The 19,722-nt window shown below is 68.2% G+C and carries 17 protein-coding genes and 1 pseudogene; 10 read left to right on the top strand and 8 right to left on the bottom strand.

The window, feature by feature from the left end; translation table 11 throughout:
- The 10 genes from smc to ACE3UY_RS21855 all read left to right on the top strand — a co-directional run.
- Nucleotides 1-3,199, top strand: a 3,199-nt coding sequence (gene smc / locus ACE3UY_RS21900; RefSeq protein WP_374689600.1) for a chromosome segregation protein SMC, incomplete at its 5' end; no start/stop codon positions are given.
- Nucleotides 3,200-3,386: 187 nt separating this feature from the next.
- The gene (tpiA, locus tag ACE3UY_RS21895; protein ID WP_374689599.1) at nucleotides 3,387-4,142 is read left to right on the top strand and encodes a triose-phosphate isomerase; all 756 of its coding nucleotides are present in this window, start codon (nucleotides 3,387-3,389) and stop codon (nucleotides 4,140-4,142) included.
- A gap of 72 nt (nucleotides 4,143-4,214) precedes the next feature.
- Nucleotides 4,215-5,015 (top strand): hypothetical protein, encoded by an 801-nt coding sequence (locus ACE3UY_RS21890; protein WP_374689598.1) that lies wholly within the window; start codon nucleotides 4,215-4,217, stop codon nucleotides 5,013-5,015.
- 6 nt (nucleotides 5,016-5,021) lie between these two features.
- A complete protein-coding gene (locus ACE3UY_RS21885; RefSeq protein ID WP_374689597.1) occupies nucleotides 5,022-5,549 on the top strand; it encodes a cyclic nucleotide-binding domain-containing protein in 528 nt (175 codons plus the stop codon).
- Between the two features lie 66 nt (nucleotides 5,550-5,615).
- Nucleotides 5,616-6,860 (top strand): glycosyltransferase, encoded by a 1,245-nt coding sequence (locus tag ACE3UY_RS21880; RefSeq protein WP_374689596.1) that lies wholly within the window; start codon nucleotides 5,616-5,618, stop codon nucleotides 6,858-6,860.
- Between the two features lie 268 nt (nucleotides 6,861-7,128).
- The gene (locus tag ACE3UY_RS21875) at nucleotides 7,129-7,521 is read left to right on the top strand and encodes a YraN family protein (RefSeq protein ID WP_374689595.1); all 393 of its coding nucleotides are present in this window, start codon (nucleotides 7,129-7,131) and stop codon (nucleotides 7,519-7,521) included.
- A gap of 61 nt (nucleotides 7,522-7,582) precedes the next feature.
- The gene (locus tag ACE3UY_RS21870; protein ID WP_374689594.1) at nucleotides 7,583-8,761 is read left to right on the top strand and encodes a glycosyltransferase; all 1,179 of its coding nucleotides are present in this window, start codon (nucleotides 7,583-7,585) and stop codon (nucleotides 8,759-8,761) included.
- The gene (gene miaA / locus ACE3UY_RS21865) at nucleotides 8,758-9,783 is read left to right on the top strand and encodes a tRNA (adenosine(37)-N6)-dimethylallyltransferase MiaA (RefSeq protein WP_374689593.1); all 1,026 of its coding nucleotides are present in this window, start codon (nucleotides 8,758-8,760) and stop codon (nucleotides 9,781-9,783) included. Before ACE3UY_RS21870 ends, miaA begins: the two co-directional genes overlap by 4 nt.
- Before the next feature lie 39 nt (nucleotides 9,784-9,822).
- Complete coding sequence (locus tag ACE3UY_RS21860) at nucleotides 9,823-10,785, top strand: MBL fold metallo-hydrolase (protein ID WP_374689592.1); 963 nt, start codon at nucleotides 9,823-9,825, stop codon at nucleotides 10,783-10,785.
- A 111-nt stretch (nucleotides 10,786-10,896) separates the two neighbouring features.
- A complete protein-coding gene (locus tag ACE3UY_RS21855; protein WP_374689591.1) occupies nucleotides 10,897-11,493 on the top strand; it encodes an isoprenylcysteine carboxylmethyltransferase family protein in 597 nt (198 codons plus the stop codon).
- Between the two features lie 176 nt (nucleotides 11,494-11,669).
- Here ACE3UY_RS21855 and ACE3UY_RS21850 read toward each other — a convergent pair whose 3' ends face one another.
- The 8 genes and pseudogenes from ACE3UY_RS21850 to ACE3UY_RS21815 all read right to left on the bottom strand — a co-directional run.
- On the bottom strand, nucleotides 11,670-12,452 hold the full coding sequence (locus ACE3UY_RS21850) for a hypothetical protein (RefSeq protein ID WP_374689590.1): 783 nt from the start codon (nucleotides 12,450-12,452) through the stop codon (nucleotides 11,670-11,672).
- A 137-nt stretch (nucleotides 12,453-12,589) separates the two neighbouring features.
- Nucleotides 12,590-13,216 (bottom strand): phosphatase PAP2 family protein, encoded by a 627-nt coding sequence (locus ACE3UY_RS21845; RefSeq protein ID WP_374689589.1) that lies wholly within the window; start codon nucleotides 13,214-13,216, stop codon nucleotides 12,590-12,592.
- Nucleotides 13,217-13,327: 111 nt separating this feature from the next.
- Complete coding sequence (gene ahcY / locus ACE3UY_RS21840; protein ID WP_374689588.1) at nucleotides 13,328-14,590, bottom strand: adenosylhomocysteinase; 1,263 nt, start codon at nucleotides 14,588-14,590, stop codon at nucleotides 13,328-13,330.
- Nucleotides 14,591-14,658: 68 nt separating this feature from the next.
- Nucleotides 14,659-15,660, bottom strand: coding sequence for a carbohydrate kinase family protein (locus ACE3UY_RS21835; RefSeq protein WP_374689587.1), 1,002 nt, complete (start codon nucleotides 15,658-15,660; stop codon nucleotides 14,659-14,661).
- A 303-nt stretch (nucleotides 15,661-15,963) separates the two neighbouring features.
- Nucleotides 15,964-16,725: a glycosyltransferase family 2 protein gene (locus ACE3UY_RS21830; RefSeq protein ID WP_374689586.1), complete on the bottom strand. Its 762-nt coding sequence runs from the start codon at nucleotides 16,723-16,725 to the stop codon at nucleotides 15,964-15,966.
- Between the two features lie 79 nt (nucleotides 16,726-16,804).
- Complete coding sequence (rfbH, locus tag ACE3UY_RS21825) at nucleotides 16,805-18,121, bottom strand: lipopolysaccharide biosynthesis protein RfbH (protein ID WP_374689585.1); 1,317 nt, start codon at nucleotides 18,119-18,121, stop codon at nucleotides 16,805-16,807.
- Between the two features lie 164 nt (nucleotides 18,122-18,285).
- On the bottom strand, nucleotides 18,286-19,434 hold the full coding sequence (locus tag ACE3UY_RS21820; RefSeq protein WP_374689584.1) for a LysM peptidoglycan-binding domain-containing protein: 1,149 nt from the start codon (nucleotides 19,432-19,434) through the stop codon (nucleotides 18,286-18,288).
- A gap of 3 nt (nucleotides 19,435-19,437) precedes the next feature.
- Nucleotides 19,438-19,722: pseudogene (locus ACE3UY_RS21815) on the bottom strand (hypothetical protein); the annotation flags it as partial.

Genomic DNA, 19,722 nt, shown 5'->3' with positions numbered 1-19,722 from the left:
GCTGGCGACCAGCGGCCTGGCCGAACGGACGTACACCATCGTCGGCCAGGGCCTCATCGATCAGGCCCTCTCGCTGCGCTCCGACGAGCGGCGGGCGCTGTTCGAGGAGGCCGCCGGCATCACCCACTACAAGACCCGCCGCGCCGAGGCGCTGCGCCGGCTGGAAGAGACGCAACGCAACCTTCAGCGCGTCCACGATATCCTGGAAGAACTCCGGCCGCGCGTCGCCTCCCTGCGGCGGCAAGCCACGCGCGCCCGCAACTACGAACAGGTCTCGGCCGACCTGCGCGACCTGATGCGCGTCTGGTACGGCTACAAGTGGGAGCAGGCCAAGGCCGACCTGCGCCTGGCGCGAACGGCGGCGGCGGCCTCCGAAGCGGCCTGGTCGAAAGCCCGCGACGCCCTGCTGGCCCACCAGGCGCGCATCGACGAGGTGCAGGGCCGGCTGTCCCGCGCCCAGGCCCAGGCCGCCGAACACCACGCCACCCGCGACCAGTTGCGCCAGCGCATCGAGGCCGACCGCCGCCGCCAGGCCATCTACCGCGAGCGGCGCGGCGCGCTGGAGCGCCAGATCGCCGAGGCGTATGGCGAGCTGCCCCTGCTGGAAGGGCAGTCGGCCACCGCCCGCGCCGTGCTGGAGACGGCCACGGCCGATCTCACCACCGCCCAGAGCGAGCTATCGGCCCAACAAGCGCTGGTGCTGACCTTCCGCGCCGCCTTCGAGCAGCAGCAGGCGCAGATCACCCGCTGGCAGGCCGAGACGACCCGCCTGGAAGCGGAACGCCGCCGCGCCCAGACGGCGCGCGCCCAGGCCGAGGGGCAGTTGGCCCAACTGCGCGAACGGCTGGAAGAGCTATCCGCTCCGCCCGCTCCCGAAGCCGCCCCGGAGGCGGCCGATGAAGAGGCCCTGACCCGGCTGCAAACGATGGCCGCCGCCGCGCGCGACGAGGTCATCCGGCTGCAAGGGGCGCGCCACGACGAGGGCCGGGCGCGAAGCGCCGACGTCGGCCGGCTCAAAGAGTGGCGCCGCGCCGCCCGCGAGACGGAGCAAGAACTGAACCGGTTGCGCAACGAGCTGGCCCGGCAGGAAGAGCGGGTGGCTCAACTCGACCGGCAGCGGGGGCGGGCCGTGCCGCTGGAGCCGGATCGGGTGGTCGGCCAATTGGCCGGCCTCATCCGTATCCCAACTGAACACGAGACGGCCATCGCCGCCGCCCTGGGCGAGCGGCTGGCCGCCTGGCTGGTGAGCGACGCCGGCGCGCTGTGGGACGCCGTCGCCAACGCCCGCGCCCAGAACGTGACGCGGCTGGCGCTGCTGGCCGGCGACGCGCCGGCGCCGGCGCGCGCGGCCCGGCCCGACGCCGCCCGGCCCGACGCCGCCCGGCCCAACGCCGCCAACGAGCCGGGCGTCATCGGCTGGGCCGCCGGCCAGGTGGCCTACGACGCCCCGGCCGCGCCGCTGGTCGACCGGCTGCTCGGCGGCGTCCTGCTGGTGCGGGACGCCGAGACCGCCTGGCGGCTGGCCGCCGGTTGGCCGGCCGGCTACGCGGCGGCGACGCCCGATGGCCTGGTCGTCCACGGCGGCGGGCTGGTCGAACTGCACCCCTCGGCCGAGTCGGGCATCATGGCCCGCGAGGCCCGCTGGCGCGACGAGTCGGCCCGGCTGGATGAACTGCGGGCGGCGCTGGCCGCCCGCGAGCGGACGGCGGCTGAGGCCCAGACGGCCATCGACGCGCTGCAAGAGGGCGTGGACAAGCGGGCCGACGAGGAGCGGCGGCTGAGCCGCCTGGAGGTCGAGGCCGGCCAACGGCTGACCGTCGCCCAACAGCAGAGCGATCGAGTGCGGCAGCGGCGCGAGGAGCAGCGCCGCCGCCAGAGCGAGCGCGCGACGGCCCGCGACCAGGTGGCGGAGCGTATCGCCCAGACCGAAGCCGCCGTCGCCCGGCAGACGGAACTCCTGGCGCAACACGAAGCGGCGCTGGCCGAGGCCCGCGACCGGCTGGCCGCCCTGCCCGTGGGCGAGGCGGAAGAGCAGCAGCGGAGCGCGCGCCAGGCGTTGGGCGCGGCGCAAACCATTTTGGCCGGCCGGCAGGCGGTCGTGGACAGCCGCCGGGCGACGCTCAGCCAGGTCGAAGGGCAACTGGGCCGGCTGCGGCAGCGCCTGACCATCCTGCGCCAGCAGGCGACCGAGCTGGGCGACGAAGAGGACGAGGCCGAGACGATCGTCGCCGAAAAGCAGCTGGCCGAGGTCGAGGCGGCCCTGCTGCCGCTGCTGACCGGCATGGAGACCGACCGGCATCTGTTGAGCCGCCTCCAGTCGGAATCAACCGGGCAGCAGCGCCACACCCATGACCTGGAAACGCAAATGACCCAGGCCCGCATCCGCCTGACGCAACAGGAGAACCAGATCGAGGGCTTGCAGGAGCGCATCCGCGCCGACCTGGGGCTGGTGGCGCTGAGCTATGACGCCGAGCAGACGGGCGCGACGCCGCTGCCCATGCGCGAGGTGGTCGAGCAACTGCCGGCCGTTGACCAACTGCCGCCCGACATCGAGGAGAACATCCACCACTTCCGCGGCCAGTTGCAGCGCATGGGGCCGATCAACCCTGACGCGCCGGCCGAACTGGTCGAGACTGAAGAGCGCTTCACCTTCCTGACTCGCCAGGTGGAAGACCTGCGCGTGACCGACGGCCAGCTGCGGGCGGTCATCGCCGAACTGGACGAGTTGACCTCCAAGGCGTTCGCCAAGACGGTGGAGCAGGTCAACGGCATCTTCGACCAGACGTTCAAGCAGCTCTTCGGCGGCGGCAGCGGCCGGCTGGTCATGACCGACCCCGACGACCCGACCAGCAGCGGCGTGGAGATCATCGCCCGGCTGCCCAACCGGCGCGAGCAGGGGTTGGCCCTGCTGTCGGGCGGCGAGCGCTCGCTGACGGCCGCCGCGCTCATCTTCTCCCTGCTGCGGGTCGCCCCGCCCCCCTTCTGCGTGCTCGACGAGGTCGATGCCGCGCTGGACGAGGCCAACGTCAACCGCTTCCGCGACCTGCTGAGCGAATTGGGCCAGCAGACGCAGTTCATCCTCATCACCCACAACCGCGGAACCGTTCAGGCGGCGCAGACGCTCTACGGCGTCAGCATGCAGCCGGACAGCTCCAGCCAGGTCATCTCGATCAAGCCCGAGGAGTATCTGCGCCGTTGAAGGCTCTGTTCGTGATGTCGCATTTTCGCGAAAAAGCGCGACTGAGCTTATAATGAAAGTGCAGCCCGCATTGGATGTGGGCCGCGCCCAACAGACAAGCATCCACGGGTGACACAAACTTCACAATGTGCTGCAATAATCTGCGTAATCTGTGAAATCTGTGGATTCTTCACATCACGGAGAAACCATGCGTACCCCATTTGTTGCCGGAAACTGGAAAATGAACAAGACGGCCGACGCGGCCGTGGCTTTTGTGCGCGAGATCGCCGCCGAACTGGACGCCATCGCGGGCATTGACGTGGCCGTCTGCCCGCCCTTCATCGCCATCCCCGCCGTAGCCGAGGCCGTGCGCGGGACGAAGATCGGCGTCGGCGCGCAGAACATGTACCACGAGGTCAGCGGCGCCTACACCGGCGAAGTCTCCCCCACCATGCTCCAACCCTACTGCCAGTACGTCATCCTCGGCCACTCCGAGCGCCGCGCCTACTTCGGCGAGACGGACGAGGGGGTCAACAAGAAGATCGTGGCCGCGCTGGCCCACGGCCTGACGCCCATCGTCTGCGTCGGCGAGAGCCTGGCACAGAACGAGGCGGGCGAGACGCAATCCTTCGTCAGCGGCCAGGTGCGCGCTGCCTTTGCCGGGCTGTCGAACGAGCAGGCCGCGGCCTGCGTCATCGCCTACGAACCCATCTGGGCCATCGGCACCGGGCGCTCAGCCACAGCCAGTCAGGCCGGGGACATTATCCGCACCAGCGTGCGCGACGTGCTGGCCGACCTGTTCGGCCGGGAAACGGCTGAGGCCATCCGCATCCAGTACGGCGGCAGCGTCACCGAGGACAACATCGCCGAGTACATGGGCCAGGCCGACATCGACGGCGCGCTCGTCGGCGGCGCGTCGCTCAAGCCGACGTTCATCAAGCTGGTGCGCGCCGCGGCCGGCTAGTAGGGGCAGACCTGCGTGTCTGCCCCAGGGCGCACACGCAGGTGCGCCCCTACGTAAACGGTTTGTGAGGTTATGAACGATCCATTGATGCCGTTCCTGCTGGTGATTGCGGCGCTGGTCATCCTGCTGTTCATGCAGCGCTGGATCCACGCCCACCTGCACGGCGTCAGCCTGCTGCTGGTCGGCCGCCCGGAGTGGGCCATCGCCGTCTACGCCATCGTGCTGTTCCCCGGCGTCCTGCTGCACGAACTCAGCCATTGGCTCTCGGCGACGCTGCTGGGCGTCCGCACCGGCGGCTTCTCGCTCATGCCCCGCCGGCAGCCGGACGGGTCGCTGCAACTCGGCTACGTAGAGTATTACAAGGGGCGTACGCTCGGCCCCCTCCGCGAGAGCCTGATCGGCGGCGCGCCCCTGCTGGCCGGCACGGCGGTCATCCTGCTCATCGGCCACCGCGTTTTCGGCGTCACCAGCCTGGCCGAGGCCATCAGTACGGGCGACGTGCGCATCCTGGGCGACGCCATGACCCAAATCCTGAACGCGCCCGGCGCGCTGGCCTGGCTCTATCTCATCTTCGCCGTCAGCAACGCCATGCTGCCCAGCCGATCCGACCGCCACGCCTGGCCGGCGGCCCTGGTCATCATCTTTGTCCTGCTCGTCGCCGCCGCCTACCTGACCCGCGACGCGGCGGTGGTGGACAGCCTGGCCGGGCCGGTGGCGACGTTCTTCGGCTACCTGGGCACGGCTCTGGCTATCGCCATCGCCGTCGACGTGCTGTGGATGCTGTTCATCGCCCTGGCCGAATGGCTACTGGGCCGCGTGCGCGGCATGAGCGTGGTCTACGGTGGCAATGCCAACGAAGATGGCGCAGCTTAATTGATTATGCAGCCCAGCGTCCGCACCATTCTGGCCACGACCGAGATCTTCGATAACTTCAGCGAGGCCCAGCTGACGCTGGTCGCCGCGCTGTGCACCGCGGCGACCTACAACCGCGGCCACGTCCTGCTCAACGAGAACGAGGCGTCGGACGAGATGTACATCATCGGCCGCGGCGGCGTCGAGGTGCTGGTGAACCCCGGCGCCATTGCCCCTCCCCCAACCTCTCCCCTCCCTGTGGGAGGGGTTGGGGGAGGGGGGCCGGTCATCCTGACCGAGTTGCGGCAGGGGCAAATCGTGGGCGAAGTGGCCCTGGTCGACCAGGGTGTGCGCTCCGCCACCATCCGCGTCAGCCGCGACGACACGCTGCTGCTGCGCCTGCGCCGCGACCAGCTCATGCGCCTGTGCGAAACCTACCCCGTGCTCGGCTACAAGCTCATGCGCAACCTGGCCTCCGAGTTGGCGACGAAGATCCGCAACACCGACTGGCTCGTGCGCCAATACCAGTTGCAGCTACAGGATCAGAGCGGTTAATGAATAGCGTAGACCTCAGCGGTTTGCGGCAAACCGCTGAGGTCTGGCGGAGGGCGAGGTAAACGAATGCGCATCGGCATGGTATCCGCCACCTATGATCCGGCGGTCGTCAATGGCGCGGTGCGCATGGTGGGACTGTACAAGAAACACCTGGAGGCGCTCGGCCACGAGGTCACCATCTTCGCCCTGGGCGACGACCGGGAAGCGGATCGCGCCGAGCGCATCGTCCGCTCGCCCGGCATCCGGCTGGGCGACCACGGCTACTTCTTCAGTATGGGCTACAGCCTGGAGGCGCAGCGACTGCTGGCCGAGATGGACGTCGTCCACTGCCACCACCTCCTCATGAGCGTGGAACTGGCCCACCGCTACGCCCGCTGCCCCGTCGTCTACACCAATCACACCCGCTACGACCTCTACACCGGCGCGTACATCCCCCTGCCCCAACCGGCGGCCGACGCCATCATGCGCCAGGTCTGGCCGGAGTTCACCGACCTGGCCGACACGGTGATCGCCCCCTCGGAGAGCGTTCGCCAACTCATGCTCGACTTTGGCGTGCGCAGCCCCATCGTCGTCATCGAGAACGGCATCGAGTTGGAGCCGTTCCTGCGCCCGCCGCGGCCCCGCACCCCGGCCGACTTCGGGCTGCCGCCGTCGGCGCGGCTGCTGATCTACGTCGGCCGCCTCGCCTCCGAGAAGAACCTGACCGCCCTGCTGCACCAGTTTGCTGGGGCCGCCGCCATGCTGCCCGACCTGCATCTGGCCCTCATCGGCAAGGGGCCGCAGGAAGAGGAGTTGCGCCAGTTGGCCGAGACATTGGGCGTCGCTGCCTGCGTCCACTTCGCCGGCGTCGTCCCCTTCGACGAGGTTAGCGGCTGGCTGGCCGCGGCCGACGCCTTCGTCACCGCCTCCACCAGCGAGGTGCACCCCCTGACCGTCATCGAGGCCATGGCCGCCGGCAAGCCCATCGCCGCGGTCAATTCGCCGGGCATCGTCGATACGGTAGAGCCGGGCGTCACCGGCTTCCTGGCGCGGGACGAAAACGGCCTGGACGCGGCCATCATCGCCCTGCTGGCCGACCCGGCGCGGACGCGCGAGATGGGCGCGGCGGCGCGCGAGGCCAGCCGCCGCTTCGACATCGGGCGCACCGTGGCCCTGACCGTCGAACTCTACGAGGAGTTGCTGGCGACCCGCCCCGACCTGACGCGGGAGCGCGAACACGGCCGCTGGCTGCGCCGCACCGAGAAGTGGTTGGCGCTGCTCGACCAGTTGGCCGGCTTTGTGCGCCCCTCCGAGGACAACTCTACACCATGACCCCGGCCCGCGTTCGTAGTCAGGCGATTCATCGCCGTCCCGCAGACCCTCCCCTAACCCCTCCCGAAGGGCGGGGGATCCGGCTCCCTCGCCCCTTGGGAGAGGGTTGGGGAGAGGGTTCTTCGCTCCTCGCAGACCCTCCCCTAACCCCTCCCAAAGGGCGGGGGATGGAGCGCCCTCCCCTAACCCCTCCCGAGGGGAGGGGAACCAGACCCCCTGGCCCGGTGATTCATCGCCGTTCCTCACTCTCAACCAAGGAGACGCCCCTGTGAGCACCCCACCCGCCTCATCCCCCGGCAGCCGCCAACGCCTCGGCCACTGGGGTGAGAACGTCGCGGCCCTCCACCTGGAGGCCCACGGCTACACCATCCTGGCTCGCAACTGGCGCTGCGGCGCGGGCGAGATCGACCTGGTGGCCCGCGACCAAGAGACGGTCGTCTTCGTAGAGGTGAAGACGAGGCGCGGACGCGATTACGGCGCGCCGGAAGAGGCGCTGACGCCCCGCAAGGCGGAAAAGCTGACACAGTTGGGGCAGCAGTACGTCTATGAGCACGATCTGGGCGACGTGGATTGGCGCATCGACCTTATCGCCGTGGAGCTGGACGACCGCGGGCGGATGCTGCGCTGCGAGCATATCCCTAACGCGGTCTTAGGTTGGTAGAGCGGCAAAAACCTCAGAGGTCTCAGAAGACCTCTGAGGTTTAGGACAGACAAGAATGGCGGTGGACAGTCGAACGATTCTGGTGCTGACCAACGATGCCGGCCTGGGCCACCGGCAAGCGGCGCAGGCCACCGTGGACGCGCTGGAGCAGCGCTACGGCGAATTGTGCCAGACGGTGCTGGTCAACCCGCTTGAAGAGCCGGGCGTGCCCCGCTCGCTGCGCAACGTGCAGTATGACTTCAATCGCGTCGTGCGTCTGGCCCCACCTCTCTATGCCCTGGGCCACGGCCTGGCTAACACCTACCTGCCCACCCGCCTGATGGAACAGATGGAAGTGCGCACGCTGGCTGACCCCATCGATCGCGTCCTGCGCCGCGCCCGGCCGGACGTCGTCGTCACCACCCACCCCATCTTCGTCTACCTGCTCGTCACCCACCGCCGCCGCTGCGGCGAGACGTGGCCCATCGTCGTCCTCGTCACCGACCTGGCCCAGCTGCAACGGCTGTGGTTTCGCCCGGAGGTAGACCTCTACCTTGTGCCCACAGCCGACGCGGCGGCCCTGGCCGTCCAGCGCGGCATCGCCCCGGAGCGCGTCCACGTGACGGGCATCCCGGTCGATCCCCGGCTGGATGCGTTGCGCCGCTCCAAGGCGGAGTTGCGCGCCGAGTTCGGCTGGGACGTGGATCGGCCGGTCGTCCTGGCCGTCGGCAGCCGGCGCGTGCACCGCTTCCACGCCTTTGTGGACGCGCTGAATGAGTCCGGCCTGCCCATCCAGCTGGTTGTGGTGGCCGGCGACGACGAGGAGCTGCTGGCCGAAATGCGGGCCGTCGCGTGGCGCGTGCCGGCCCACGTCTACGGCTACGTCCGCGACTTCCCGACGCGCCTGCAGGCGGCCGACCTGATCGTGACCAAGGCCGGCGGCCTGACTGTGGCCGAGTCGCTGGCGGTTGGGCTGCCCCTGTTCATCATCCAGTGCACGCCCATGCACGAGAAGGGCAACGCCCGCTACGTTGTTGACCAAGGGGCCGGCTTGCGGCTGGAAGACCCGGCCCAACTCGTCGCGGCGCTGCGCCGGGCGCTGGCCGACGATGGGCGGCTGCTGGCCCAGCTGGCCGCCAACGCCCGCGCCGTGGGCCAGCCCCGCGCCGCCTACGCCGCCGCCGAACTCATCTGGGCCCAGGCCGAGCGCGGTATGCTCAGCCCTTCCCTCCTGGCCGACCCGGAACTGCCCGTCACGTGACCGAACGACCGCCTCGCCGCCCGCTGCTCGTCCTCGTCGGCCCGACGGCCGTGGGCAAGACCGCCCTCTCGCTCCACCTGGCCCGGCGCTTCGCGGGGGAGATCATCTCGGCCGATTCGCGCCTCTTCTACCGCGGCCTCGACATCGGCACGGCCAAGCCGACCGCCGCCGAGCGCGCCCTCGTTCCCCACCACCTCATCGACCTGTGCGCCCCGGACGAGACGCTTAGCCTGGGCGAGTACCAACGGCTGGCCTACCGCGCGATTGACGACGTACTGGCCCGCGGCCGGCTGCCTATCCTGGCCGGCGGCACGGGGCAGTACATGATGGCCGTTGTCGAGGGCTGGGGCATTCCGGCGGTCGCGCCCTGGCCGGCGCTGCGGGCCGCGCTGGAGGGGCTGGGCAAGGCGGAGGCGGCGCGCTGGCTGGCCGCGCTCGACCCGGTCGCCGCCGGGCGCATCGACCGGCGCAACGCGCGGCGCGTCGTGCGGGCGCTGGAGGTGACGCTGGCAACCGGCCGGCGCATCTCCGACTTGCAGCGCAAGACGCCGCCGCCCTACGACGTGGCGATGGTCGGCCTGCGGCGCGGGCGCGAGTCGCTCTACGCCCGCATTGACGCCCGTGTGGACGAGATGATGGCCGCCGGACTGCTGGACGAAGTACGGCGGCTGCGCGCAGCCGGCTACGGCCCCGCCCTGCCGTCCATGAGCGGCCTCGGCTACCGGCAACTGCTGGCCCACCTGGACGGCCAGATGAGCCTGGAAGAAGCGATCGAGCGCATCAAGTTCGAGACCCACCGCTTCGCCCGCCAGCAAGCCACCTGGTTCCGCGCCGATGACCCGCGCATCACCTGGCTCGACCTCGACGCGACGCCCGATCCGGCAGGGGAGGTGACGGATTATGTGGCGGGGTGGCTGGGAGAGGCGCAGAGGAGCAGGGGAGCGGAGGAGCAGGGGAGAGAAAGGTCGCCGACCACGGACGACAGACCGCAAACCTCCAACCATCGACCACTGACCTACTGACCTACTGCTCACTGCTTACTGTTTACTGACCACTTCTCCATGCGCCACCTCCTCCACATCAACGGCCTCGACGGCCCCCTGCTCCAGCAGTTCGGTTGCGACTGCGGGCGCTGCCGCGCCCCGGAACGAGCGGCCAACACCTCCGCCTCGCTCATCAGCCTAGACGGCGACGGCCAGGCCGTCCATCACCTGCTCTTCGACGTCGGCCTGGGCGTCATGGACAGCCTGAACGCCAGCCCTTACCTGCGCGGCGCGGCGGCCCGGCTCGACGGCATCGCCCTGACCCATTGGCATCCCGATCACGTCGCCGAGTTGAACCGGCTGTGCGTCTCCCACTACAACAACCGGCGGCGGCGCGGCCAGGACACCGGCCGCGTCCCGCTCCACTGTCGCGCCGGCACGCTGGCCTGGCTGAAGCGGGAACAGGGTTACGTCGTGCGCGTCCACGTCGAGCCGCATGTCTTCGACGAGTGCGAGCCGCCGGGGGCGCGCCTGCGTCCGTTGCCGCTGAGCTTGCCCGGCGTCCAGGTCACGCCGATCAGCGTGTCACACTACACCGCCGACGAGCGCCCCGACGACAGCGCCGAGATGGTCTACTGCTGCGCCGCGTTCGTCATCGAGACGGCGCGAACCAAGGCCGTCCTGCTGTGGGATATGGACAGCGAGAACGAGTGGCTGGTCGCGCCGCAGACGGCCGAGCAGTCGGCCACCGTCGCCTTTCTGGCCGACGCCGACCTGCTGTTCATTGACACTTCCTTCTGGCATCGCCGCGCGCACCGCACGACCCACCCATCGTTCGAGAACGTCTTGCGCTATGCTCGCCCCCTGCGCCCGCGGCGGACGCTGCTGATGCACCTGAGCGGCCACCCCGACGGGCCGGGCAACCCTGGCTACGGCTGGATGAACGCGGCGTGGACGGCCGCCGCCTCAGCCGCCTGGGCCGAGGCGGGGCTGTCCGGCACAGTGGCCGCGCCGGACTTAGGAGAGATGTTTGAGATGTAGTTCTAGCGCAGGGGAGCAGGGGGGCGGGGGCGCAGGGGTGAAAGATGCCCCGGCCGAAGGCTCTTTCTCTCCCGCTCCCCTGCTCCCCCGCTCCCCCGCAAATAAAATAACATGCAGAACTCCCTCTTCACCCACCCAACCTATACCCTGACCTTCCTCCTCGTCTTCGCCGTTTGGGCCATCCCCGACACCTACGAAACGGTTACGCGAAGAGCCAAGGGGGACGCCCTGCGCGTGGCCGACGGCGGCTCGCTGTGGCTGTTTCGCGTCGCGCTGGCGCTGAGCATCCTGACCGCCGGGCTGCTGGCCCACTTCCACCCGGCTGGCGCGCTGCCCGGCCACCGGCCGTGGCTCTTCGCGCTGGGGGCCGGCTGCGTGCTGGCGGGGCTGCTGCTGCGGCGCTGGGCCATTGCTGTGCTAGGCCGCTACTTCACCGTGGACGTGGCCCTCCACCCCGACCAGACGGTAATCGACGCCCCGCCCTACCGGCGCATCCGCCACCCATGCTACAGCGGCAGTATCCTGTCACTGCTGGGCGTGGGACTGATGTTGGGGCACGGGCTGGGGTTGGCGCTCCTCGTCCTGACGCTGGTCGTCACCTTCAGCTACCGGGTGCGGCTGGAGGAGCGGGCGCTGCTGGCGGCGCTCGGCGAACCCTACGCCGACTACATGCGCCACACGAAGCGGTTCATTCCCTTCGTATGGTGAAGAAGAGGAATCATCCGCAGATTTTGCAGATTAGGCAGATTCTAAGAGGTCTACAGAGCCTACGCCGCACACAGGAGTCAATGCTCAACAATTATGTGGCATGCGGATGCGGCTCTATTCTCCCCTGCTCCCCCACTGGCCCGCAAGATAAGCATCCTGCGCCACGCGGTCGCTTGCTATCTGCCCGCCACCCGCTCCGCCAACCGCCGAATCTCTCCCTCGAACGCCGTATTGATGGGGAAGACGAGATTCTGCCGGCGGATGACGGCGGCGCGGGCGGCCAGGTAGGTGTCCAGCAGCCCGCTCACGCCGCGCAGGGTCGCCGCCGCGTCGCCGCTGTAGACAGCCCGCAGCAGCGCGGCGCGGGCCGGCTCTTCCGGCGGCAACGCGGCCAGCAGCGGCGGCAGGGTGAAGTGCAATAGTTGCAGATAGACAGTGAACGGCTTGTCCAGATCGCCGCGGCGCAGCAGGCGCAGCACGTCCCAGTACATCACCCAGAAGCGGTCGTCCAGGTCGGTCAACTCGCCGGGGCTGATATAAGGCTGCGGCGGGGCCAGGCGCGCCGAGGCCGCCGCGAACCCCTCGGCCCAGCGGTCGGTGTCCTTCAGGATGCGCAGTTCGCGGTCGCCGGGGTTGGGCGACAGGCTCTCCCGCGTCTCGAAGCGGTAATCAGCCTTGGTCCCATTGCTGTAGAGGGCCACGTGAAAGTAGGGGCGGACGTGGGCGGCGTCGAACGAGCGGATGGCGACGTAGGGCATAACCGCTTTGGCGAACTCGCGCCGCGCGGCCCAGCCCGCCTCGCGCTCCTCCGGGCTGTCGTAGACGAGCGCAATGTCCACGTCGGAGAAAGCGTCGTCGGCGCGGCGGCCGAAGGAGCCGGACAGGAAGCAGGCCACCACGTGCTCCTCTGCCAGCACGTGCCGCTGCAACCGCCCGATAAATCGCTCTTGCTCAAACATGTCCACTCATCGAAGAAGAATCCACAGATTTCAAAGATTATGTTCACGCAAAGCCCGCAAAGTACGCTAAGAGCGCCAAGAATAACTTATCCCTGCGTTCTTAGCGCACTTTGCGAACTTTGCGTGAGACGCTTCTCTTACGCCACGAAGCAGCCCAGGGCGCGCAGGATCAGGACGACACTCAGCCCCAGGGCAACCCCCGCCAGGACTTGCGCCGGCGTGTGCCGCTGCAGGAAAAGGCGGATGTAGCAGATGAACACCGCCACCGGCAGCAGAACCAGCCCCACGCCCCAGCCGAAGACTAGCGAGGCGATCAACCAGGTAGCCGCCGCGGCCGTGGCATGGATGCTGATCAGCCAGCGCGTGTTGATAAGTCCCAACGCCCCCAGGGTGATGAGGTTCATGATCGCCAGACAGCGCAGCAGTTGCGGCCCGTCCATCAGCGCCAGCAGGGCATAGGCCGCGCCGCCGCTGATGAGGCCGGACAGGTAGGGGATGTGGCGCTCGTTCGTGGCGCTCATGTGCAGCTCGCCGATGCGCCCCGTGCGCAGCAGAAAGAGCACGACGAACATCGGCGACAGGACGGAGAACAGCCCGTAGAGCACCGCCCAGCCCACGCCCGGCCAGAACGGCCGCTCATAGACGCCCAGCGCGAAACCGGTGGCGGCGAACATCGTCGGCGGGCTGATGATGTTGGACAGGTGGCGGGCCAGTCGCACCGATCCGACCCGGTCGGCCTTGTGAGTGTCGCGTGGGACTCTCATGCGGTGGGGAGCAGGGGAGCAGGGGAGTGGGGGAGCGGGGGAGCAAGAAGCGTCATCGCGACGCGCTCTTTCTCCCCTGCCCCCCTGCGCCCCCGCTCCCCTGTGCTTGTATTACGTACCCTCTTCCCAAGAATCCAGATACTTCGCCTGCTCCGGGGTCAGCGTATCGATCTGGATGCCCATCGCATCGAGCTTGATGCGGGCGATCTCCTGATCGACGGACTGCGGGATGGTGTAGACGCGGTTCTCCAGTTCGCCCTTGTGATCGACCAGATACTTGGCGGCCAACGCCTGGCCGGCGAAGCTCATGTCCATCACCGACGCCGGATGCCCCTCGGCCGCGGCCAGATTGATCAGGCGTCCCTCGCCCAACAGGTTCAGGCGGTGGCCGTTGTGCTTCATCGTGAACTGCTCGACGAACGGCCGCACCCGCTTCGGCTCGTCCACCGATAGCTGGCGCAGCGCCGGCTTGTTGATCTCCACGTCGAAGTGGCCGGAGTTCGCCAGCAGCGCGCCGTCCTTCATGACCATGAAGTGGCTCTCGTCCAGCACGTGGATGTCGCCCGTGGCGCTGACGAAGATGTCGCCGATCGGCGCGGCCTCGGCCATGGGCATGACGCGGAAGCCGTCCATCACCGCCTCCAGCGCCTTCAGCGGGTCTATCTCGGTCACGACGACGTTGGCCCCCAGCCCGCGTGCGCGCATGGCGATACCGCGGCTGCACCAGCCGTAGCCGGCGACCACGGTGACCTTGCCCGCCAACAGGTAGTTCGTGGCGCGGATGATGCCGTCCATCGTGGACTGGCCCGTGCCGTACCGATTGTCGAACATGTGCTTGGTCAGCGCGTCGTTGACGGCCATCATCGGGAACTGGAGCGCCCCGTCGCGGGCCATGGCCCGCAGGCGGATGATGCCGGTCGTCGTCTCTTCCGTGCCGCCGTACATGTTGCCGATCAGGTCGCGCCGATCCTTGTGGATGGTGCTGACCAGGTCGGCGCCGTCGTCCATGACGATGTGCGGCTTGTGGTCGAGCGCGGCGTGGATGTGCTTGAAGTACGTCTCGTTGTCCTCGCCCTTGATGGCGTAGACCGGGATCTCGAAATAGCTGACCAGCGCCGCGGCCACGTCGTCTTGCGTGCTCAGCGGGTTACTGGCGCACAGCACGATGTCCGCGCCGCCCTTGTTCAGGCTGACCATCAGGTTGGCCGTCTCGGTCGTCACGTGCATGCAGGCGCTGATGCGCAGGCCGGCGAAGGGTTGATCGGTATCGAACTGCTGTTGAACGCCGCGCAGCACCGGCATTTCCTGTTCGGCCCACTCGATCCGGTGACGGCCGCCGGGAGCCAGGTCGATATTCTTGACGTCGAAGTCCATCTCTAGTTGTATCTCCTTGATGTAAGCGGGGATTTCACTCGCCGCGTACCGTCCTGGGTTCGCGCGACCTAGTGGGCCACGGGGACGGGTATGTTAACGGGATTGGGTTCAATCGGCTGGAGGAGCGCGTCGAGCGCCCCCTCGTCGTCGAAGGTCTCGCGGTAGCGGGCCACGAACTCCTCGCGCGTGAAGGTGTGGTTCTGCGGCCCGAACTGCTCCAGGACGTAGGCCGCGGCCAGCGCGCCCATGCGCCCGGCAATGGGCCAGGGTAGACCGAGTTGCATGCCGCGCATCAGCCCGGCGCGGTAGGCGTCCCCCGCCCCGGTCGGCTCGGCCAGCACGCGCGGCTTCACGGGCGGGATCCACTCTTCCCGGCCGTCGATGACCAGCCGCGAACCGGACGCGCCCATTGTCATGACCAGCCCGCCGGCGCGGCTCAGTATCTCCGCCTCGGTCAGCCCGGTCTTATCCTGGATAAGCCGGTACTCATACTCGTTCATCGACAGCAGCCGACAGCCGTCCAGCCCCTCGCACAACTCCTCGCCGGTGACGCGCAGCGTCTGCTGGCTGGGGTCATAGATGTAGGGCAGGCCGATGGCCTTGCACTCGCGCACGTAGGCGCGCATGGCCCCGGGGTCGTTGGGCGTGATGATGGTCAGGTCGGCGTCGGGCGCATAATCGGCGAAGTGCAGTGTGCCGGCGTGGGCCATCGCCCCGGTGTAGAAGCTGGCGATCTGGTTGTGGTCCTGGTCGGTGTTGACGAAGAACGAGGCGCAGAACTCGCCGTCGATCTCCACCACCGCCGACGTGTCCACCCCGTGGGATTCGAGCCAGAGGCGGTACTCGGCGAAGTCCTGGCCGGCTGTCGCCATGATGGTCGGCCGGTCGCCCAGCAGCGCCAGGGTGTAGGCGATGTTGGGCGCGGTTCCGCCCCGCTGCCGCCGGAGCGAGTCGACCAGAAAGCTCAGGCTGATCTTTTCCAGTTTATCGGCCACAAACGCGTCGGCGAACCGCCCGGGAAACGACATGAGGTAGTCAAACGCGATTGAGCCTGTTACGACGATTTTCATGGATTCGGCTTCTCACTTCTCTGAATGTAAGCTCCCCGTGGCGCAGGCTATCAGCCGGCCTTCAGGCCAGCCGGCCGCCGGCGGGGGCGTGTCGCTGTCTCTATCCGGTTGCTATCGAACAGTGGCGATTCCGGTCATCGTGCGGCCCGCGCAATTCACCAGTATAACTCATTTGCGCCTGGACGCACCCGGAGCACTATACCCCCCGCCGGTTACAATTGATCTTACGTAGGGGCGCACCGGCATGTGCGCCCTGGGGTCACGTGTACGCCCAGGGGCAGACACACAGGTCTGCCCCTACTATCAGCGCGCATCGCCCACAACGTGATTGGCGTTGGTCTCGCCCGGTCGATCCGCTTTCAGCACCGGCGTGATCCCCAACCGGTCGCGCAGCATCGTCAGCAGCGCCCGGAACCCGTCGCGGGCCTTGATCTTCTTGCCCTCGGCATAGGTGCGCGGGTTGTAGCTGATCGGGATTTCGATGATCTCATGCCCGGCCAGCAGAATCTTGTCCGGCAATTCAAAGTCCAGGTTGAAATCGGCCGTCGTCAGGTTCAGCGACTGCACCACATCGGCGCGCACCATCTTGGTCGCCGTGGCTACGTCGGTCAGGTGGCCGCCAAAGAGCAGGTTGGTGACGGCGGTCAAGACGCGCACGCCGAGATAGGCGTGGGCGTATTTGTACTTCACCTCGCCTCCCAGCACGCGCGAGCCGAAGATGGCCGCCGCGCCCGTCTCGTCCGCCTTGCGGCAAAAGCGCGGGTGCTCGGCCGGATCATACTCGGCGTCGGCGTCCTGGATGATCATGTAGTCGCCGGTCATGTTGGCGATGCCCGTGCGGATGGACATACCCTTGCCCATGTTGCGCTCGTGCAGGATGACGTGGATATCAGGCTCGTCGATCTGCTGCAAAATCTCGCGCGTGCCATCGGTGGAGAAGTTGTCCACGACGAGTATCTCGCGCGTCCACCCCGGTCCCAGCTCGACGGCGCGGGTGCGATCGATAATGTCGCGAATGGTCGCCCGCTCGTTGTAGCAGCAGATGATGACGGAAAGCTTCTTCATAACCTTAAAAACCCCACCCATTGCGCGTGGAACAGGTTTCTTAACCTGTTGCCTGCCCCGCGGGTTAAGAAAACCCGCGCTACAACTGCTTAAAAAACCGGTCGAAGACCTCCAACATATAGTCCAGTCGCGGCTGATCTAGCCCGGGAAAGACGCCGACGAAGAAGCCGCCGCGCATAATCTGGTCGGAGATGGGCAGGTCGCCGATGACGCGGTGGTCGATGTGGGCGTAGGCGGGCTGCCGCAAGATGTTGCCGGCAAAGATGAGCCGCGTCTGCACCCGGTTAAGCTCCAAAAAGCGCGTCAACTCATGGCGCATGAACGGCGCTTCCTGGCGCACCAGCAGTGGCAGCGCGAACCACGACGGGTCGGCCTTCGGCTGCCACGTCGGCAGCATCAGATACTCCTGGTACGGTTTCAACCCCTCGTAGAGATAGGCGAAGTTCTCCTTGCGCCGCCGGATGAACTCCGGCAGCTTCTCCAACTGGGCCAGCCCCATCGCCGCCTGGGGGTCGGTCAGCTTCAGGTTGTAGCCGATCTCGGAATAGAAGTAGCGGTGGTCATAGAAGCCGGGGATGCCGGGCACTTCGCGCTCAAAGCGCATGCCGCACTTGCCGTTGACCGGATTGTCGTAGCCGCACCAGCAGTCGCGGCCCCAATCGCGCACGGCGCGGGCGATCTTGGCCAGCCGCGGCCGGTTGGTGTAGGCCGCGCCCCCCTCGCCCATCGTGATGTGATGGGCCGGGTAGAAGCTAAGCGTCGCCATGTCGCCGAACGTGCCCACCATGCGGCCGTCCCAGCGCGAGCCGAGGGCGTCGCACGTGTCCTCGATGAGAAACAGGTCGTGCTTCTTCACGAAGGCCATCACCGCATCCATGTCGGCCGGGTTGCCCAGTGTGTGGGCGAAGAACAGCGCCCGCGTGCGCGACGAGACGGCCTCCTCCAGTTGGCTCACATCCAGGTTGAAGTCGCCCAGACAGCTATCGACGAAAACGGGCGTCAGGCGGTTCTGAATGATGGGATTGACGGTCGTGGGGAAGCTGACGGCCGGGACAATCACCTCGTCGCCGGGGCGCAGGCCGTCCTCCAGTTGGTGGGAGCAGAGCGTGGTCATGGCGACCAGATTGGCCGACGAGCCGGAGTTAACCGGAATGACCTCGCGCACACCGATAAAAGCGCCTAATCGCTTCTCGAACTGCTCGGCATACGGCCCGGCCGTCAACCAGAAATCGAGGACGGCGCTGACCATGCCCTGCATCTCCGTCTCGTCGAAGACGCGCCCGGCGTAGTGTACGGTTGACTTGCCCGGCTCAAACGGCCGGTTGTGGTGCGCTTTTTCGTAGTATTCGGCAACTCGGGCCAGGATCGACTGCCGCAGGTCTTCAATATCACCCATTCTGCGTTTACTCGTTCGCGTTGGGCCAGACAGACAGCGCCAACGGTAGTGGCTGGTGGATGCGCGAGCCGCCCGGGAGGGGTTCCCAACGGTTGTGAGGCTACCCAAAGCCGAAGGCGGATTATAGCACAGCACGGGCCAACTCCAAGCGCCAACGCTAACCGCTAACCGCCCGGCGTCAACTCTGGCGTTGGCGCCTCTGTAGTCTCCGGGGTGGATTCCGCGGTGGGCGGCGCGTCCGTCGGCGCCGCCTCCGTGGGCGGCGAATCCGTCGGCAGCGACGGCGGCGTGGCCGTCGGCGGCGCGTCCGTTGGCGGTACATCCGTCGGCGGGGGGTCTGTCGGCGGCGGATCGGTGGGCGGCGCGTCCGTCGGCGGGATAGCGGTGGGCGGGACGGCGGTCGGTGGCTCCTCCGTCGGCGGGATGGCGGTTGGCGGCAAGGGGGGCGTGGCTGTCGGCCGCGGCGGGCTGATGATCACCGGCGTGGTAGGGGTTGGCAACGGTGGCGGCAGGGTCGGCGGCGTGGCGGGGCGTGGCGGCGGGGTGTCGGCCGGGGGGCGCGTCGCCGTCGGCAGGATGACCAGTGTGGGCACAGCCGTGGCCGTCGGCAGCGGCGTCAGCGAGGGCTGCGGCTGGCCCGTGGGCGCGCCGGGCTGGAAGCCGGGCGGCAGGAAGACCCACTGCCCGGCCGTCAGTTCGAGCGAATCGCGGCAGTTGGCGCGCAGCACCTCATCGACCGTCGTGCCGCGGCTGCGGGCCAGCGCGGCCAGCGTATCGCCCGGCCCCGCCTGATAGCGCACCCACCACTGCGGCGGCCCACACAGCGCCGGCGCCGGCTGGCGCGGGACGAGGATCTGCATGCCCGCCGTCAGTTGCCCGTCGGCCAGACAGTTAGCGCCGGCCAGGTCGCCCTCGGTCGACTGTGTGCCGGCGGCCAGCGAGGCCAGTGTCTCGCCCGGCTGGACGGTGTAGAGCAGCCAGCCCTCCGGCACCTCGCCACAGACGGTGAAAATGGCCCCGCTCTCGCTGACGCCGGTGATGAAGTCGGGCCGCGGGTTCTGCTCGTCAAGGGGCGCGGCCGGAGCCGCAACCGGCGCGCCTGTCGCGCCCGTCGCACCCAACGGGATGATCTGGCCGATGGCGATGGCGGTGGCCTGAATGTTGACGATGGGCAAACCGGCGCGCGACGGCAGCACGCGCGCCTGCAGCGCGTCCAGTTGCGCCAGCACCAGCGCGAAGAACACCGTCGCCATCACGCCGGCGGTCATGATCAGATTATTCTGCCAGTGGCGCTGTTGACGTTCGCGTTCCATCGCTCACCGCTCGTCCGTTACGGTGTCCGGCTCGCCGGCCGATTCCTCGGTGGCCGGCGCGTTCCTGGAGCCGTTCTCCAGCTTCAAGACCGTCCACGGCCGCACTTCGGCCGCCGGCAGGCGCAGCGTGAAGGTCGTGCCCGCGCCGGCCGCGCTCTCCAATAATAAATCGCCGCCGCTGGCCTGGGCTAATTTCTGGACGACGGCCAGGGTGGCGCTATTGTCGCCCAGACCGGGGATAGGCCGGCGGCCCGCCAGATAGTCGCGCGAGTCGAAGACGCGCCCCCG

The organism is Promineifilum sp. (SeqCode) (assembly GCF_041918635.1).
In the GTDB taxonomy this organism is placed as follows: Bacteria; Chloroflexota; Anaerolineae; order Promineifilales; family Promineifilaceae; genus Promineifilum.
Note: the sequence above shows the minus strand (reverse complement) of the source record. Positions and strands in the feature narration are given on the sequence as shown.

What these genes read in the sequence shown, in the direction of transcription:
- ACE3UY_RS21880 (WP_374689596.1), top strand. Translation starts at nt 5,616, where the DNA reads ATGCGCATCGGCATGGTATCCGCCACCTATGATCCGGCGGTCGTCAAT.
- ACE3UY_RS21855 (WP_374689591.1), top strand. Translation starts at nt 10,897, where the DNA reads ATGCAGAACTCCCTCTTCACCCACCCAACCTATACCCTGACCTTCCTC.
- ACE3UY_RS21830 (WP_374689586.1), bottom strand. Translation starts at nt 16,725, where the DNA reads ATGAAGAAGCTTTCCGTCATCATCTGCTGCTACAACGAGCGGGCGACC.
- ACE3UY_RS21890 (WP_374689598.1), top strand. Translation starts at nt 4,215, where the DNA reads ATGAACGATCCATTGATGCCGTTCCTGCTGGTGATTGCGGCGCTGGTC.
- ACE3UY_RS21820 (WP_374689584.1), bottom strand. Translation starts at nt 19,434, where the DNA reads ATGGAACGCGAACGTCAACAGCGCCACTGGCAGAATAATCTGATCATG.
- ACE3UY_RS21850 (WP_374689590.1), bottom strand. Translation starts at nt 12,452, where the DNA reads ATGTTTGAGCAAGAGCGATTTATCGGGCGGTTGCAGCGGCACGTGCTG.
- tpiA (WP_374689599.1), top strand. Translation starts at nt 3,387, where the DNA reads ATGCGTACCCCATTTGTTGCCGGAAACTGGAAAATGAACAAGACGGCC.
- ACE3UY_RS21845 (WP_374689589.1), bottom strand. Translation starts at nt 13,216, where the DNA reads ATGAGAGTCCCACGCGACACTCACAAGGCCGACCGGGTCGGATCGGTG.
- ACE3UY_RS21860 (WP_374689592.1), top strand. Translation starts at nt 9,823, where the DNA reads ATGCGCCACCTCCTCCACATCAACGGCCTCGACGGCCCCCTGCTCCAG.
- rfbH (WP_374689585.1), bottom strand. Translation starts at nt 18,121, where the DNA reads ATGGGTGATATTGAAGACCTGCGGCAGTCGATCCTGGCCCGAGTTGCC.
- ACE3UY_RS21885 (WP_374689597.1), top strand. Translation starts at nt 5,022, where the DNA reads ATGCAGCCCAGCGTCCGCACCATTCTGGCCACGACCGAGATCTTCGAT.
- ACE3UY_RS21835 (WP_374689587.1), bottom strand. Translation starts at nt 15,660, where the DNA reads ATGAAAATCGTCGTAACAGGCTCAATCGCGTTTGACTACCTCATGTCG.
- ahcY (WP_374689588.1), bottom strand. Translation starts at nt 14,590, where the DNA reads ATGGACTTCGACGTCAAGAATATCGACCTGGCTCCCGGCGGCCGTCAC.